Origin of the sequence: Micromonospora sp. WMMD1082, assembly GCF_029626175.1 — a bacterium.
In the GTDB taxonomy this organism is placed as follows: domain Bacteria; phylum Actinomycetota; class Actinomycetes; order Mycobacteriales; family Micromonosporaceae; genus Micromonospora.
On the sequence record NZ_JARUBM010000002.1, the window covers coordinates 2,081,024 to 2,096,437 of the forward strand.

Sequence of the window (15,414 nt, forward strand, 5' to 3'; positions counted from 1 at the left end):
AGGTGGCGCGATGAGCAAGCTGTGGCGGGCCAGCCCCCTGACGTACGGCGCGCTGATCGCCGCCGTGGTCATGTCGCTCTTCCCGATCTACTGGATGTTCGTGGTGGCCAGCCGCTCCAGCGACGCGATGGGGCAGTTGCCGCCGCCGGTGACCCCCGGCGGCAACCTCGGCGCCAACATCTCCCGGCTGTTCGCCAACACCGACGCGTACTTCCTGACCGGCCTGATCAACTCGGCGATCGTGTCGACCGTGGTCACCGTCTCGGTGGTGTTCTTCTCCACCCTGGCCGGATTCGCGTTCGCGAAGCTGCGCTTCCGGGGCCGCAACGTACTCCTGATGGTCATCATCGCGACGATGATGGTGCCCACCCAGCTCGGCATCATCCCGTTGTACATCCTGATGACCAAGCTGAACCTCAGCGACCGGCTGCCCGCGGTCATCCTGCCCGCGCTGGTCACCGGGTTCGGGGTGTTCATGATGCGGCAGTACGCCGGCCAGGCGGTCAGCAACGAGCTGATCGAGGCGGCCCGGGTGGACGGCTGCGGCACCGCCCGGATCTACTGGAACGTGGTGGTGCCCGCGCTGCGGCCGGCCGCCGCCGTGCTGGGGCTGCTCACCTTCATGACCACCTGGAACGACTTCCTCTGGCCGTACGCTGTGCTCAACGATCCGGCGAATCCCACCGTGCAGCTGTCGCTGCGGGCCCTGTCCGACGGCTACTACCAGGACATGTCCCAGGTCTTCACCGGAACGGCCATCGCCACGCTGCCACTGCTGCTGGTTTTCGTCCTGTTCGGCCGCCAGATCATCGGCGGGATCATGGAAGGTGCGGTCAAGGCGTGACTGAGCTCCGATTTCCCGACAACTTTCTCTGGGGTGCGGCCACCGCGGCGTACCAGATCGAGGGGGCGGCCCGCGACGACGGGCGCGGCGAATCGATCTGGGACACCTTCAGCCGTACCCCCGGCAGGGTGCACGCCGGGCACACCGGCGACGTCGCCTGCGACCACTACCACCGGTACGCCGACGACGTCGCGCTGATGGCCGAGCTGGGGTTGCAGGCGTACCGCTTCTCGGTGTCCTGGCCCCGGATCCAGCCGGACGGCAGCGGGCCGGTGAACCCGCGCGGCCTGGACTTCTACGACCGGCTGACCGACGCGCTGCTGGGTCGGGGCATCGACCCGATCATCACCCTTTACCACTGGGACCTGCCGCAGACGTTGCAGGATCGCGGTGGCTGGACCAGCCGGGAGACCGCGGAGCACTTCGCCACCTACGCCTCCGCCGTGTACGCCCGCCTCGGCGACCGGATCGGCACCTGGACGACGCTCAACGAACCGTGGTGCTCGGCCTACCTCGGTTACGGCAACGGGGTGCACGCACCCGGGGTGCAGGACCCGGGCGCGGCCTTCACCGCCGTACACCATCTGCTGCTCGCGCACGGCCTGGCCGTGCAGGCGCTGCGCGCGGGCGGCGCCGGCCGCGTCGGTGTCACGGTGAACCCAGCCGACGTACGCCCCGCCGACCCGAACAGCGCGGCCGACGCCGCCGCGGTACGCCTGGTCGACGGGCTACACAACCGGATCTTCCTCGACCCGCTGCTGGTCGGCGGCTACCCGGAGGACGTCCGCGAACACGTGGCCCGGATCGTCGATCCGGCGTTCGTACAGGACGGCGACGAGAAGATCATCGCCGCGCCGATCGACCTGCTCGGGATCAACTTCTATGCGCCGACGTACGTGGCCGGGCGGCCGGACGGCGCCGGTGGCAGCGCGTACCCGGGCACCGAGGGCGCGGTGGAGTTCCTGGCGCCGGTCGGGCCGCTGACCGACATGGGTTGGATGATCGAGCCGGCGGGGCTGACCCGGCTGCTGGAGCGCATCGCCACCGACTATCCCGCGGTGCCGCTGCTGATCACCGAGAACGGCGCCGCCTTCCCGGACAAGGCCGCCGCGGACGTGACCAGCCCGATGCAGGACACCGACCGGATCGCCTACCTCGACGGCCACCTGCGCGCCGCGCACGAGGCGATCGCCCGGGGCGTCGACCTGCGCGGCTATCTCGTATGGTCATTGCTGGACAACTTCGAGTGGGCCGAGGGGTACGGCAAGCGATTCGGCATCGTGCACGTCGACTACCTCACCCAACGGCGTACACCGAAATCCAGCGCCCGGTGGTACCAGGAGGTGATCTCCCGGAACGGGCTGTGACGAGGTGGTGGTAACTCCTATGACGGGGGCGCAACGGCCCACTCTGGAGGCGGTGGCACGACGGGCCGGTGTGTCCCGGGCCACCGTCTCCCGGGTGGTCAACGGCTCGACCACGGTCGCCGAGCCGATCCAGGAGGCGGTCCGCCAGGCGGTCGCCGAGTTGGGGTACGTGCCGAACCTGGCCGCACGCACCCTCGTCACCCAGCGGACCGACTCGATCGCCCTGGTGATGCCGGAGGAGGCCACCCGGGTCTTCTCCGACGACCAGGTCTTTCCCGGGATCATCCGGGGTGCGGCGCAGGAGTTGGAGGCCGCCGACAAGCAGCTGGTGCTGATGCTGGCCGGTTCGCCGGCCGGGCACGAACGGGTCGAGCGGTACACCACCGGCCGGCACGTCGACGGGGTGCTCTTCGCCTCGCTGCACGGTGCCGACCCGCTGCCCGCCCGGCTGGCCGCGCTCGGCATCCCGGTGGTGTGCAGCGGCCGGCCCCTCGACGGGGCGCACGTGCCGTACATCGACGTCGACCAGGTCGGCGGCGTCACCCTGGCGGTGCGACACCTGATCGACGGCGGGCGACGCCGGATCGCCACCATCGCCGGGCCGCAGGACATGGTCGCCGGCATCGAGCGGCTGGCCGGCTACCGGGACACGGTGGCCGCCGCCGGGCTGCCCGAGATGGTGGCGGTCGGCGACTTCACCCGCGAGTCCGGTGCGGCGGCGATGCGCCAGCTGCTCGCCGCCCACCCCGACCTGGACGCCGTCTTCGCCGCGTCGGACCTGATGGCACACGCCGCCCTGCGTACGCTGCGGGAGGCGGGACGGCGGGTGCCGGAAGACGTGGCAGTAATCGGTTTCGACGACATCGAGACCGCCGCGTACACCGACCCGCCGCTGACCACCGTCCGCCAACCGATCGTGGAACTCGGCCGGCAGGGCACCCGACTGCTGCTCCGTCTCGCCGCCGGCGAGCAGGTCGAGCCGGCCCTCATCCTCCCCACCGAGCTGATCATCCGCGACTCCGCCTGAGGGCGCCTCGTTGAGCCCCTTGCTTTGGGTGCGTTTCTTGTCACCCTGGCGACAACAGATGCACCCACAACTGCGGTGCAATCGATCGGTGCGGATGCCGAGGGACGACGCGGACCGGTTGGAGTGGCTGCTGTTCGAGCAGTCCGGGGTGCTCAGCTGGGCGCAGGCGACGGCTGAGCTGACGCCGGCGAGGGTGCGTCACCTGCTGGCGACCGAGCGGTGGGGGCGGGTGTGCCGGGGTGTCCTGCGGGCCGGGCCGCCCGGCGGGCCGTACCGGCCGGAGCAAGCCTGGTGGGTGGCGGTGCTCGCCGCCGGGCCGGGCGCGGCGCTCGCCGGGCTGGCGGCGGCGAACGCCGGAGGGCTGCGGGGCAACTGGCGGTACGAGACCGTCGATGTGCTGGTCCCGCACCGCCGCCGGCAGGCAGACCTGCTGCGCCGGTTGCCGCTCGGCCTGCCGGCGGTTCGGGTACGCCGGGTCCGGCATCTGCCGGCCGAGGACCGGCAGCGGGGCCGACCCGACCGCACCTCGATGGCACGGTCCCTGGTGGACGCGGCGCAGTGGGCGCGTACCGACGAGCAGGCGCAGCAGATCCTCGCGGCCGGCTGCCAGCAGCGGCGGACGACCCCGGCGGAGATCGGCGCGGTGCTGGAGCGGCTGTCTCGGGCGCGGCGGCGGGCGGTGATTCGGGAGACGTTGCGGGACATCGCCGGCGGCGCGGAGGCGCTCTCCGAGATCGACCTGGTCCGGCTCTGCCGGCGGTACGGGCTGCCGGCACCGCAGGCGCAGCAGCGGCGGCGGGACACCGACGGGCGGGTGCGCTATCTGGACGCGTACTGGCCGCAGTGGTCGCTGCACGTGGAGGTCGACGGCGGGCACCACATGGATGTCCGGCACTGGGCGGCCGACCTGCGCCGGCAGAACCGCGTCTGGATCGACGGCGACCGCATCCTCCGGTTCACCGCCTTCGACATCCGCCATCGCCCCGACGAGGTGGCCGCCCAACTCCGCGCCGCGCTGACGGCTGCCGGCTGGTCAGCCTGACCTCCTCTCCCCGACCGGGCCGGCTGTTGCCTTTGGGTGCGTTTCTTGTTGCCCCAGTGACAAGAAACGCACCCAAAGCATGGTCGAGGGTCGGTACGGCGTCGCGCGGGAAAAGGCGGCGCGGCAACGGGCCCGTGCGGACTAGCCTGCGGCGCATGTCGAATCCGGCCAGGCGTCCATCCGCGTCCATCCGTCCCGCAGAGCCCGACGACGCGCAAGCGGTGGTGGCGCTGCGTACGCTCGTGCTGCCCTTTCTGGTACGCGGGGTCGCATCCACCCGGCAGATGATCGCCACGCCGACGCCGGGTCTGCACTGGGCCGGCTTCGTCGCCGAGGTCGACGGGAAGATAATCGGCTGGGTCTCGGCGTCCCGCAACGAGCACACGACCGAGGCGGTCGGCGAGGTCTCGCTGCTGCACGTCCATCCCGACCAACGGCGGCGCGGCATCGGGGCCGCGCTGCTGGCCAGGGCGCTGGAGCACCTTGCCCCGCTCGACCTGGACCGGCTGCACGGACGCGCGCTGCCGGAGGCGCTGCCCTTCGCCCGCCGGCACGGCTTCGCGCCGAGTCGTCAGGAGCGCTTCTCGGCCCTGGACCTGCACGCGCTGCCGCCGCTGCCGGAGACTCCCGACGGCGTCCGGCTGCTTTCGCTGGCCGAGGCCGATCCGCGCCAGGTGCACCGGGTGGACGTGCTGGCCAGCGCCGACGAGCCGGGCGTCGTGGCCTCCGGTGCGATCGGCTACGACCACTGGTGCGCCGGCACCTGGGACAACGTCGGCCTGGACCGGGAGGCCAGCATGGGCGCCGAGGTCGGCGGCGTACTGGCCGCGATCAGCCTGGTGAAGCGGGACGGCGAGCGGATGTGGACGGACTACACCGGCACCGTGCCGGAGCACCGAGGGCGAGGGCTGGCCCGGTTGGTGAAGCTCGCCGCGCTGCACCGGGCGGCAGCGCGCGGCATCACCGTGGCGTACACCGGGAACGACGAGGCGAACGCACCGATGCTGGCGATCAACACCCGGCTCGGGTACCGGCAGGTGGCCAGCCAGTGGTCCTGCGTACGCGAGCTGAGGCCGACCGTCAGTCCTCCGTGATGGGTTGGCCGAGTGAGCGGCGGGCCAGCAACGTGGCGCCGGCCACCGCCGCCGGCATCAGCAGGACGGCGCCGAGCGGGATCAGGAAGCAGACGAAGACCGCCACCCCGAAGCCGAGCGCGGTGGGGCGGTCCGCCGTCAACGCGGCCCGGCGTTCCCGCAGCCGCTTGCCGCGCCGGTAGAAGGGTGCGCCGACCAGTTCCACGGCAAGCAGCCAGCCGCCCACCGCCGCGCCGACCACCGGCACCACGGTCTGCCCGATCAGCGGAATGAAGCCGGCCGCGAAGAGCGGGATGCCGACCAGCGCCGCCAGGGCCACCAGGCGGACCGAGTCGGCGGCGCTGCGGCGCAGCGACGGCCAGAACGGGACCTCGACCGCGTCCGGCGTGCCGCCGTACCGCCGCTCCACCCGCTCGGAGATCTTCTCGTAGAACGGGTCGCCGATGACCAGGGTGACCGCCGTGAAGGTGAGCACCGTGAGCAGGCCGCCGAGCCCGAGGAACGCCAGCGCGGCGATCACCCGGACCGCGCTGCGCGCCGCCGCCGGCCAGTCGTCGGCGAAGGGCGTCGCCGCGACGGCCAGGTCGCCGACGAAGAAGACCAGGATGGCGTACGCGGTAAGGAAGATCGCCCCGGAGATCAGCGCTGGTACCACGCCGAGCAGCATCAGACCGGGACTGCGGACGTACAGACCGATGCCGCGCAGCAGGAGGGCGGCGCCGGCGGCGAACCGGCGGGCCGCGCTGGTGGCGGTGCCGGGGATCCCGGAAGCGTTCACGCCGAAAGCGTAGGCCGCATCAACCGGTTGACGGATCCGCCGGGTCAACCGGCGACGGCGAAGATCACCTACGGCTGGTCGATTCGCCGGAGGCGTGCCCTCGCGACCCTGGACAGGTACACGAGACGCAACGGCGAAAGGCGACGCCATGCCGGTCATCGAGGTGACCAACCTGCACAAGCGGTACGGCGAGACGGTGGCGGTGGACGACGTGTCGTTCGCCGTCGAGACCGGAGAGATCTTCGGTGTGCTCGGCCCGAACGGCGCCGGCAAGACCACCACGGTGGAGTGCATCGCGGGGCTCCGCGTCCCCGACGGGGGCGAGGTGTCGGTCCTCGGGCTCGACCCTCGCCGGGACGCCGCCCGACTGCGCCAGCTGGTGGGAGTGCAGCTCCAGGAGAGCCAGCTGCCCGACCGGCTCCGGGTCGCGGAGGCGCTGGATCTCTACGCATCGTTCTACCGCGACCCGGCCGACCCGGCCCGGCTGATCGACGAGCTGGGGCTCGGCGAGAAGCGGAACACCCCGTACGACAAGCTCTCCGGCGGCCAGAAGCAGCGGCTCTCCATCGCGCTGGCCCTGATCGGCAGCCCGAAGATCGCCATCCTGGACGAGCTGACCACCGGACTGGACCCGCAGGCCCGGCGGGACACCTGGGGGTTGATCGAGCGGGTACGGGACAGCGGGGTGACGATCGTGCTGGTCACCCACTTCATGGAGGAGGCCGAGCGGCTCTGCGACCGGCTGGCCGTGATCGACCGGGGCCGGGTGGTGGCCCTGGACAGCCCGGCCGGGCTGGTCACGGCCGTGGCGCCGGAGCAGCGGATCCGGTTCCGGCCGTCCGCACCGATGGACGACCGGCTCCTCGCCGACCTGCCGCAGGTGAGCGCGGTGACCCGCAGCGGCGCGCAGGTGGTGGTGACCGGCACCGGCGACGTGCTGCACGCGGTCACCTCGGTGCTCGCCCGCAACCAGATCATCGCCGCCGACCTGCGGCTGGAGCAGGCCACGCTGGACGACGCGTTCGTCGAGCTGACCGGGCACCGGCTCACCGACTGAGGGGGAAACACGATGCACGCCTTCGGCCAGATCCTCAAGACTGAGGCGAAGCTCTACCTGCGGGACATCCCGACACTGCTGCTCACCATCGGCCTGCCCACGCTGATCCTGGTGGTGCTCGGGCTCATTCCCGCGCTCCGCGAGCCCGACCCGACCTTCGGCGGGCAGTCCTTCGTCACCTACTTCACCCCCTCGCTGCTGGTGATCTCGCTGGCGATGGTCGGGATCAACGCCCTGCCCACCGTGCTGGCCACCTACCGGGAACGCGGCATCCTCCGTCGGCTGGCCACCACGCCGGCCAGTCCCCTGGCGCTGTTGACCGCTCAGCTCGTCCTCGCCCTGGTCGGGATCCTGGCCGGCGCCGTGCTCCTCGCCGTGGTCGCCCGGCTGGCGTTCGGCTCCCCGCTGCCGCAGCATCCGCTCGGGTTCGCGGCGGCCCTCGTCCTCGGTACGGCGGCGCTGCTCGCGCTCGGCCTGCTGGTCGCGGCGGTCGCCCCGACTGCCAAGGCGGCCCAGGCGCTGGCCGTACCGGTGTTCATGGTGATCATGTTCTTCGGCGGGGTGTACCTCCCGAGGTTCCTGTTGCCCGACTTCCTGGCCAACGTCGGCGCCTACACGCCGCCGGGTGTGCAGGCGCTGCTCGACGCCTGGACCGGCACCGCACCGCACCCGCTGCACCTGGGGATAATGGCGGTGACCGCCGTGGCGGCCGGCGCCGGAGCGGCGAAACTGTTCCGCTGGGAGTGAAGAGGATGGCGAGCGGGGACGGGATGACCAGCGGCGGACGCGACTCGACGGCAAGCCGCGAGGACACGCTGCCCACCGACGACGACCGGCTGGCCAACTGGCGGGCGCGGGAGGCGCGTTTCCACCGGGTGCTGCCCTTCGGCGGGCTGCTCGTGGGATCGCTGCTGGCCACCTTCGCGCCGGCACCCAGGGGTCTGCCCATGCTGCCCACCCTGGTCATCGCCGCGGTGACCGCCTGCTGGATCGCCTGGTTCGTCGTCATGCACCCGCAGTGGCAGGGGCGGCGCAGGTCGATGGCGATCTACTACGTGGGGCTGCTCACCTTCGCCGCCGTCCTGGTGGCTGCGAGCCCGTGGTATGGCTTCTTCGCCTGGGTTGGATTCCTCCACGCCTTCCTCGTGCTGTACGGGCGATGGCGGTTCGTCGGCATGGCCGCCACCGCCGTCCTGGTCGCCACCGCACAGGGCGGCGGTGTGCCGTCCTCGTGGTCACACTGGTCGCTCTGGCTGGTGTTGGTGCTGATCAACCTGTTCCTGGCCGGCGCGGTGAGCTGGTTCAACCTCGTCAGCGAACGGGAGGACGCCAAGCGCAAGCGGTTGGTGGCGGAACTCGCCGCCACCAACCGCCAGCTCGCCGAGACGATCCAGGAGAACGACGGGCTGCACGCGCAGCTCATCACCCAGGCCCGGGAGGCCGGCGTGCTGGACGAGCGGCAGCGGATGGCCCGCGAGATCCACGACACCCTGGCCCAGGGGTTGACCGGGATCATCACCCAACTGGAGGCGGCCGAGCAGTCCCGGGACCGCTCGGCCGACTGGCGCCGGCACGTGGACAACGCGCTGGGCCTGGCGCGGGAGAGCCTCACCGAGGCCCGCCGGTCGGTGCGCGCCGTCCGCCCCGAGTCGCTGGAGACCGCCCGGCTGCCCGACGCCCTCGCCGAGCTGGGCGGGCGCTGGTCGGCGCTGCACGGGGTGGCGGCCAGCGTCAGCACCACCGGCACGCCGCGCCCGCTGCACCCGGAGATCGAGGTGACCCTGCTGCGCGCCGCCCAGGAGGCGCTGGCCAACGTGGCCCGGCACGCCGCGGCGACCCGGGTCGGGCTGACCCTGTCGTACATGTCGGACGTGGTCACCCTGGACGTCCGCGACGACGGTTCCGGTTTCGACGCCACCAACGGGGACCGCGTTCTCGGAGAGCCCGCCGGCGGGAACCACGCCAACGGCAGCCACGCCGACGCAGGCGACCGCCACGGGCCGGTGGTGCGGGAGCCGGACGGCGGCTACGGTCTGACCGTCATGCGGCAGCGGGTGGCCCGGGTCGGCGGTCAGCTCGCCGTCGAGTCCGAACCGGGCGAGGGCACCGCCATCTCGGCGTCGGTGCCGGCGCTGCCCGGAGGTGCCGGTTGACCGACTCGGTACGGCTGCTGATCGTCGACGACCACCCGGTGGTCCGGGACGGTCTGCGCGGCATGTTCACCGGCGACCCCGGCTTCGAGGTGGTCGGCGAGGCGGCGGACGGGGCCGAGGCGCTGGCCCTGGCCGAGGCGCTGCGCCCGGACGTGGTGCTGATGGACCTGCGGATGCCGGGGATGGACGGGGTGACCGCGACCGGCCGGCTGACCCGCTCCGGCGGCACCTGCCGGGTGCTGGTGCTGACCACGTACGACACGGATGCGGACGTGCTGCCGGCAATCGAGGCCGGCGCCACCGGTTACCTGCTCAAGGACGCGCCCCGCGACGAGCTGGTCCGGGCGGTGCGGGCCGCCGCCCGGGGCGAGTCGGTGCTCTCGCCCAGCGTGGCCGGCCGGCTGATGGGGCGCCTGCGGGCACCCCGGCAGCCGGCGGAGGAGCCGCTCAGCCAGCGCGAGCTGGAGGTGCTCACCCTGGTGGCGCGCGGCTCGTCGAACCGCGAGGCCGCCGCCCGGCTGTTCATCAGCGAGGCCACGGTCAAGACCCACCTGCTGCACGTGTACGCCAAGCTGGGCGTGAACGACCGGGCCGCCGCGGTGGCCGCCGCGTACGACCGGGGCCTGCTCACCCCCGGCGGGCGGTGAACGGTGCGCGCGTCGCGGCTGATCTCGTTGCTGCTGCTGTTGCAGGCCCGGGAGGCGCTGACGGCGGCGGAGCTGGCCCGGGAGCTGGAGGTCTCCGAGCGGACGATCTACCGGGACGTGCTGGCGCTCTCCGCCGCCGGTGTGCCGGTCTACGCCGACCGGGGGCGGGCCGGCGGCTACCGGTTGCTCGGCGGGTACCGGACCCGGCTGACCGGGATGACGCGGGACGAGGCGGAGGCGCTCTTCCTCGCCGGCCTGCCCGGCCCGGCCGGTGACATGGGGCTGGCCGACGCGGTCGCGGCGGCCGAGCTGAAGGTCCTCGCGGCGCTGCCGCCGAGCCTGCGGGACGCGCCGGCCCGGACCGGGCAACGCTTCCACCTCGACGTGCCGGGCTGGTACGCCCGGTCCGCCCCGCCGACGTGGCTGGCCGAGCTGGCCGGCGCGATCTGGCGGGACCAGGTGGTGACGATCCGCTACCGGCGCGGGGATCGGGAGGTCACCCGGCGGGTCCTGCCCTACGGCCTGATCCTCAAGAGCGGGACCTGGTATCTCGTCGGCCGGGTCGGCGACGACCTGCGCACCTACCGGGTGGACCGGGTCGACGCGGTCGAGGCACACGAGGAGACCTTCGACCGGGAGCCGGACTTCGACCTGGCCGGGTACTGGCGGGCACAGGCCGAATCGTTCCTGCGGGGCATGCTGCGGGCCGAGGTGACGCTGCGGCTGAGCCCCGCCGGCCTGCGCCGGCTCCGGCACCTCGCCGAGATCCCGTTCGGGTACGCGGAGGCGGTCGCCGCCGCGGGTGGACCCGACGGGCAGGGCTGGGTGACGACCCGGCTGCCCGTCGAGTCCGTCGAGGTGGCGTACACCCAGCTGCTCGGGCTGGGGCCGGAGGTGGAGGTGCTCGACCCGCCCGAGCTGCGGGCGCGGCTGGCCGAGGCGACGGCACGGGCCGCCGCGCGGTATTCCGCCGACGACGCCGGCCCCGATGTTTCGGAAACATTTCCGAGAATTTATTGACGTGACTCGTTGGGCCGCCCAATAATCCCTCCACAAGGGTCCCAAGTGATGTCGGACGCCGCCGCGGACCACTCCTCCGCGCAGCCTGCCCCGCGTCGTCCGAAGCACCCCTGCCCCAGGGAGGTCCCGGTGGTCCCGCACCCAGGTCGAGCCGCACGCTCGTCACTCGTCCGTTCCGGCCTTGTCGCCGTGCTCGTCGTGGCCCTTGCCGCGGCCATCCCGTTGGACGCCCGGCCCGCCCAGGCGGCCACGCTCCTGACCACCGTGCAGGCCGAGGCCATGACGAACGGCGGCGGCTGCACCAGCCTGGAGGCCACCCGGGCCGTCTACTACTGCAACAACGACAGCACGTACACGTCCTACGTGTTCGGCCAGGCGGGCCGGTTCAGCATCACGGTTCGCGGCGCGTCCAGCGCCAACAACACGGCCGGGATCAGCGTGCTGGTGGGCGGCGCGAAGGTTGCCGCCCTCGCCTTCAGCGGCACGTCGTTCACGTCCCAGTCGGCGGTGTTCGACCTCGCCACGGGCGGATCCCAGGAGATCCGACTCAGGCTGGAGACCGACAACGGCCAGAACGACACGTACGTCGATTACTTCGAGCTGTACTACGTGGGAGCTACCCCGGCACCGCCGCCCGCGCCGAATCCCCCGTCCACCGGCGCCTTCGCCAGCGGGGTGTACCGCAACCTCTTCACGGAGTGGGACTCGTCGCTCACCCCCTCCGCCGTCTCCGCCAAGCTCAACACCTACTGGAACCACTTCTTCACCGGCACCGACGACACCAGGCGGTTGTACTACCCGGCCGGGTCAAACAGCAACGGCGCGCTCGCGTACATCAAGGACACGGGCAACGACGACGTGCGCTCCGAGGGCATGAGCTACGGCATGATGATCGCCGTCCAGATGAACAAGAGGGCCGAGTTCGACGCCCTGTGGAACTGGGCCAAGACCTACATGCAGCACAAGTCCGGGGCCCGCGCCGGCTACTTCTGCTGGCAGGCCAACTACAGCGGGTCGTGCCGGGACAACAACCCCGCCTCGGACGGTGAGGAGTACTTCGCCACGGCACTGTTCTTCGCCGGCCACCGGTGGGGCAACGGGTCCGGCATCTACCACTACACCGCCGAGGCCAACGCCATCCTCAACGACATGCTGCACAAGGAGGACATCAACGGCGGTGTCGTCGACAGCGTCACGAACATGTTCAACCGCACCGAGAAGATGATCGTCTTCGTGCCGTACGCCAATGCCGCGACGTTCTCCGACCCGTCGTACCACCTGCCGGCCTTCTACGAACTGTGGGCCCGCTGGGCGTCCGGCTGGAACGGCAACCAGGCCGCCGACCGACAGTTCTGGCGCGACGCCGCCGCCCGCAGCCGGCTCTTCTTCACCCAGTCCACCCACCCCACCACGGGCCTGAACCCGGACTACGCCGAGTTCAACGGTACGCCGAACAACACCGGCAACCACGGGGACTTCCGCTTCGACGCCTGGCGGACCTCGGTCAACTGGGCTGTCGACTACGCCTGGTGGGCCGCCGATACCAACGCGAGGACCCGCACCGACCGGATGCAGAGCTTCTTCGAGTCGCAGGGCGTCAACGCCTACGTCAACCAGTACTCGTTGGCCGGCAGTCCGCTGTCCACGGACCGCTCACCCGGGCTCATCGCATCGAACGGCGCCGCGTCGCTGTCCGCGACCAACGTGCGGGCGTGGAAGTTCGTCGAGGCGCTGTGGAACCTGCAACCCTCCACCGGCCAGTACCGCTACTACGACGGTCTGCTGAACTTCATGGCACTGCTGCACGCCAGCGGCAACTTCCGCATCTACCAGCCCAGCGGTGGCGGGCCCGACCCCCAGGTGCCCAGCGCCCCCAGTGGGCTGACCGCCACCGCGTCCGGCGGGCAGATCGCGCTGACCTGGCGGGACAACTCCGGTAACGAGACCGGGTTCGTGATCGAACGACGCGCCGGAGCCGGCGCGTGGAGCCAACTCGCCACGCCCGGAGCGAACAGCACCAGCTACACCGACACCTCGGTGACCGCCGGCACCCAGTACAGCTACCGGGTACGCGCCCGCAACGGGGCCGGCGACTCGGCCTGGTCCGCCGAGGCCACCGCCACCGCCTCGGGATCCGGCACCGGCAACCGCGACGCCTACGGCCAGGTCGAGGCCGAGTCGTACGACACCGGTTCCGGCGTCAGCATCGTGTCGGTCGACGGCGGGACGGCCGTCGACTTCTCCGGTTCTGGCAGCTACATCGTGCTCAACAACGTCGAGTTCGGGTCCGGCGGGGCGGCCAGGGTGCAGTTCCGGGTGGCCACCTCGGTGCCCGGCGCCAACATCCAGGTCCGCCTCGGCAGCACCACCGCCTCGCCGGCCTGCACCGTGTATCCCGACGGCAACGGGACCTGGCACCTGAAGTCCAACTCCTGCTACCCGAAGCCGACCGGGGCGCGCAACGTGTACATCACCGTCACCGGAGCCGCCCGGATCAACTACCTGACCTTCACCGCCTGATTCTGGACTCGTCGCGCGCAGCGATGTGTGGCCGCCACCGGCCACGCGTCGCTGGGCTCGGCCGGCCTGGTCCGGCCGGCCCATCCACGGCCGCGCGGGTCACCGGTAGCCGGTCACGTCGGCGGGCCTGCCGGCGTTGACGACCTCGGTGATGTAGCGGTACGCATCCGGCTGGCTGCCGTCGACGTCGGTGAAGCCGTATACCCTGGCCAGTTCGCCCGCGGAGACGGACCGGCCGGTCCAGCGGTGCCGATCCTCGTCGGCGGCGAGCGCGGCGACCGCCCGCCCGACGAACGCCGGGGTTTCCGAGATCAGGAAGTGCGGGTCCGTGGCCGCGCCGTCGCGCCAGTTCTCCTCGGTGACGCCGAAGTGCTCCAGCATCGCCTCGGAACGCAGCCAGCCCGGGGTGAGCGCGACGGCCGTGCCGCCGTGCGGCCCGAGTTCGTGCGCCCAACTGACGGCGAGCCGGTTGACCGAGGTCTTGGCCAGGTCGTAGAAGACCGAGAGCCGGTAGTTCTCGTCGTTGTACGCCTTCGTGCCGTCGCCGATCTCCACGACCAGGCCACCGGGACGGCGGATCAGCAGCGGCATCGCGAAGTGGCTGGTGATGACGTGGGTGTCGACGGCCAGCCGCAGGGTGCGGAAGCCGGCCTCCAGCGGCTGCTCCCAGACCGGCTTCTCCCAGGTGATCAGCGGATCGGCGCCCCACACGTCGTTGACCAGCACGTCGAGCCGGCCCTGCTCGGCGTCGATCCGGGCGACGAGCGCGCGTACCTCCTCCGGCACCAGGTGGTCGACCCGGACGGCGATCCCGGTGCCGCCGGCCGCTGTCACCAGCTCGGCGGTCTCCTCGATGGTCTCCGGCCGGTCCAGCTCGGAGCGGCCGGCGCGGCTGCTGCGGCCGGTGGCGTAGACGGTGGCGCCCGCGGCGCCGAGTTGGACGGCGATCTGCCGGCCGGCGCCCCGGGTCGCCCCGGCGACCAGCGCCACCCTTCCAGTCAACGGTGTCGTCATGGATCCCACGCTGCCAGCAATACCTGACAGCCGAGGTCAGGTTTCCCGACAGCGTGAGGTTTCCCCAGGCAGCGCGGAGGGTTTGGACTCGACGGCGGGCGCGCAGGGCACGTTCAGTCGGCGAGGCGGATGCGGACCCGGCGGTTGGCCCGGCCCTTGCTCTCCACCTTGACCACCCGCACCTTGCCGATCTGTGCCGTCGAGGCGACGTGCGTCCCACCGTCGGCCTGCACGTCCAGCCCGACGATGTCGACGATGCGGACCTCCGCCTCCTCGGGCGGGATCAGGTTCGACTGGGTGCGGATGATGTCCGGCAGGGCCAGGGCCTCCTCGCGGGGCAGCACCCGGGTGGCGACCGCCCGGTCGGCGGAGACCTCGGCGTTGACCAGCTCCTCGATGCGGGTCTTGAAGTCGGCCGGCACCTCGGGCAGGTTGAAGTCCATCCTGGCCTCGCCGGGCTCCATGTTGCCGCCGGTGACCAACGCACCGAAGTCGCGGAACACCACCACAGAGCACGTGCAACCCCGAGTGGGTACGCATCAGACGGCTGCGCCGCTCGTCCTCGACCGCGCCGCTGACCGTGGTGCCGGCCGGCGGCAGCGGGTCACCCTCGGCGGGAATCAGCCACAGGTCGTCGCCCTTGCGGGTGCCGACGATCCGGCTCTGCACCCCCTGCCACAGCAGTACGCCGTGATCCGGCGGCTGGCCGCCACCGCCCGGGTAGAACGCCGAGCGGTCCAGCACGATGCCCTGCTCGGGGTCGGCGTGCAGGACCGTGCACTCCCACTCGCGCAGGGTCGGGTCGGCCAGGTCGAGCCGGTGCGTACGGCCGTGGTGTGTGACGCCCATGA

At 71.9% G+C, this 15,414-nt stretch carries 13 protein-coding genes and 1 pseudogene; 11 read left to right on the forward strand and 3 right to left on the reverse strand.

From position 1 onward, the window contains the following. The first annotated feature begins 10 nt into the window (after nucleotides 1-10). The 5 genes from O7615_RS09830 (at nucleotide 11) to O7615_RS09850 (ending at nucleotide 5,374) form a co-directional block, all read left to right on the forward strand. Nucleotides 11-844, forward strand: a complete 834-nt coding sequence (locus O7615_RS09830) for a carbohydrate ABC transporter permease (RefSeq protein ID WP_278177079.1) — start codon at nucleotides 11-13, stop codon at nucleotides 842-844. After that, nucleotides 841-2,211, forward strand: coding sequence for a GH1 family beta-glucosidase (locus O7615_RS09835; protein ID WP_278177081.1), 1,371 nt, complete (start codon nucleotides 841-843; stop codon nucleotides 2,209-2,211). The genes O7615_RS09830 and O7615_RS09835 overlap by 4 nt, the downstream gene beginning before the upstream one ends. 19 nt (nucleotides 2,212-2,230) lie before the next feature. Next, complete coding sequence (locus O7615_RS09840; RefSeq protein WP_278177082.1) at nucleotides 2,231-3,238, forward strand: LacI family DNA-binding transcriptional regulator; 1,008 nt, start codon at nucleotides 2,231-2,233, stop codon at nucleotides 3,236-3,238. Between the two features lie 94 nt (nucleotides 3,239-3,332). Then, entirely contained in the window at nucleotides 3,333-4,280 is a 948-nt protein-coding gene (locus tag O7615_RS09845; protein WP_278182038.1) for a hypothetical protein, read from the forward strand. 155 nt (nucleotides 4,281-4,435) lie between these two features. Further along, nucleotides 4,436-5,374 carry a GNAT family N-acetyltransferase gene (locus O7615_RS09850; RefSeq protein ID WP_278177083.1) on the forward strand — a complete coding sequence of 313 codons (939 nt, stop codon included), beginning with the start codon at nucleotides 4,436-4,438 and terminating at the stop codon, nucleotides 5,372-5,374. On the opposite strand, the gene O7615_RS09855 is transcribed toward O7615_RS09850, so the two are convergent. Further along, entirely contained in the window at nucleotides 5,361-6,152 is a 792-nt protein-coding gene (locus O7615_RS09855; protein WP_278177084.1) for an EI24 domain-containing protein, read from the reverse strand. The two genes, O7615_RS09850 and O7615_RS09855, sit on opposite strands and share 14 nt — an antisense overlap. 148 nt (nucleotides 6,153-6,300) lie before the next feature. On the opposite strand from O7615_RS09855, the gene O7615_RS09860 reads away from it, so the two are divergent. The 6 genes from O7615_RS09860 to O7615_RS09885 all read left to right on the forward strand — a co-directional run bounded on the left by O7615_RS09860 (nucleotide 6,301) and on the right by O7615_RS09885 (nucleotide 13,549). Then, nucleotides 6,301-7,209, forward strand: coding sequence for an ABC transporter ATP-binding protein (locus O7615_RS09860; protein ID WP_278177085.1), 909 nt, complete (start codon nucleotides 6,301-6,303; stop codon nucleotides 7,207-7,209). 12 nt (nucleotides 7,210-7,221) lie between these two features. Continuing rightward, nucleotides 7,222-7,956: an ABC transporter permease gene (locus O7615_RS09865; RefSeq protein WP_278177086.1), complete on the forward strand. Its 735-nt coding sequence runs from the start codon at nucleotides 7,222-7,224 to the stop codon at nucleotides 7,954-7,956. Between the two features lie 5 nt (nucleotides 7,957-7,961). Beyond that, complete coding sequence (locus tag O7615_RS09870; protein ID WP_278177088.1) at nucleotides 7,962-9,362, forward strand: histidine kinase; 1,401 nt, start codon at nucleotides 7,962-7,964, stop codon at nucleotides 9,360-9,362. Beyond that, nucleotides 9,359-10,009, forward strand: coding sequence for a response regulator transcription factor (locus O7615_RS09875; RefSeq protein ID WP_278177090.1), 651 nt, complete (start codon nucleotides 9,359-9,361; stop codon nucleotides 10,007-10,009). The genes O7615_RS09870 and O7615_RS09875 overlap by 4 nt, the downstream gene beginning before the upstream one ends. 3 nt (nucleotides 10,010-10,012) lie before the next feature. After that, nucleotides 10,013-11,029, forward strand: coding sequence for a YafY family protein (locus O7615_RS09880; RefSeq protein WP_278177091.1), 1,017 nt, complete (start codon nucleotides 10,013-10,015; stop codon nucleotides 11,027-11,029). A gap of 129 nt (nucleotides 11,030-11,158) precedes the next feature. Beyond that, on the forward strand, nucleotides 11,159-13,549 hold the full coding sequence (locus O7615_RS09885; protein ID WP_278177092.1) for a glycosyl hydrolase family 8: 2,391 nt from the start codon (nucleotides 11,159-11,161) through the stop codon (nucleotides 13,547-13,549). A gap of 99 nt (nucleotides 13,550-13,648) precedes the next feature. Here the strand turns inward: O7615_RS09885 and O7615_RS09890 are convergent, their stop codons facing one another. After that, nucleotides 13,649-14,563: an SDR family oxidoreductase gene (locus O7615_RS09890; RefSeq protein WP_278177094.1), complete on the reverse strand. Its 915-nt coding sequence runs from the start codon at nucleotides 14,561-14,563 to the stop codon at nucleotides 13,649-13,651. Between the two features lie 113 nt (nucleotides 14,564-14,676). Further along, nucleotides 14,677-15,412, reverse strand: a pseudogene (locus O7615_RS34320) (alanyl-tRNA editing protein). Between the last annotated feature and the right edge of the window lie 2 nt (nucleotides 15,413-15,414).

Coding starts and splice junctions, on each gene's coding strand:
- O7615_RS09830 (WP_278177079.1), top strand. CDS start 11: ATGAGCAAGCTGTGGCGGGCCAGCCCCCTGACGTACGGCGCGCTGATC.
- O7615_RS09840 (WP_278177082.1), top strand. CDS start 2,231: ATGACGGGGGCGCAACGGCCCACTCTGGAGGCGGTGGCACGACGGGCC.
- O7615_RS09845 (WP_278182038.1), top strand. CDS start 3,333: ATGCCGAGGGACGACGCGGACCGGTTGGAGTGGCTGCTGTTCGAGCAG.
- O7615_RS09850 (WP_278177083.1), top strand. CDS start 4,436: ATGTCGAATCCGGCCAGGCGTCCATCCGCGTCCATCCGTCCCGCAGAG.
- O7615_RS09860 (WP_278177085.1), top strand. CDS start 6,301: ATGCCGGTCATCGAGGTGACCAACCTGCACAAGCGGTACGGCGAGACG.
- O7615_RS09865 (WP_278177086.1), top strand. CDS start 7,222: ATGCACGCCTTCGGCCAGATCCTCAAGACTGAGGCGAAGCTCTACCTG.
- O7615_RS09870 (WP_278177088.1), top strand. CDS start 7,962: ATGGCGAGCGGGGACGGGATGACCAGCGGCGGACGCGACTCGACGGCA.
- O7615_RS09890 (WP_278177094.1), bottom strand. CDS start 14,563: ATGACGACACCGTTGACTGGAAGGGTGGCGCTGGTCGCCGGGGCGACC.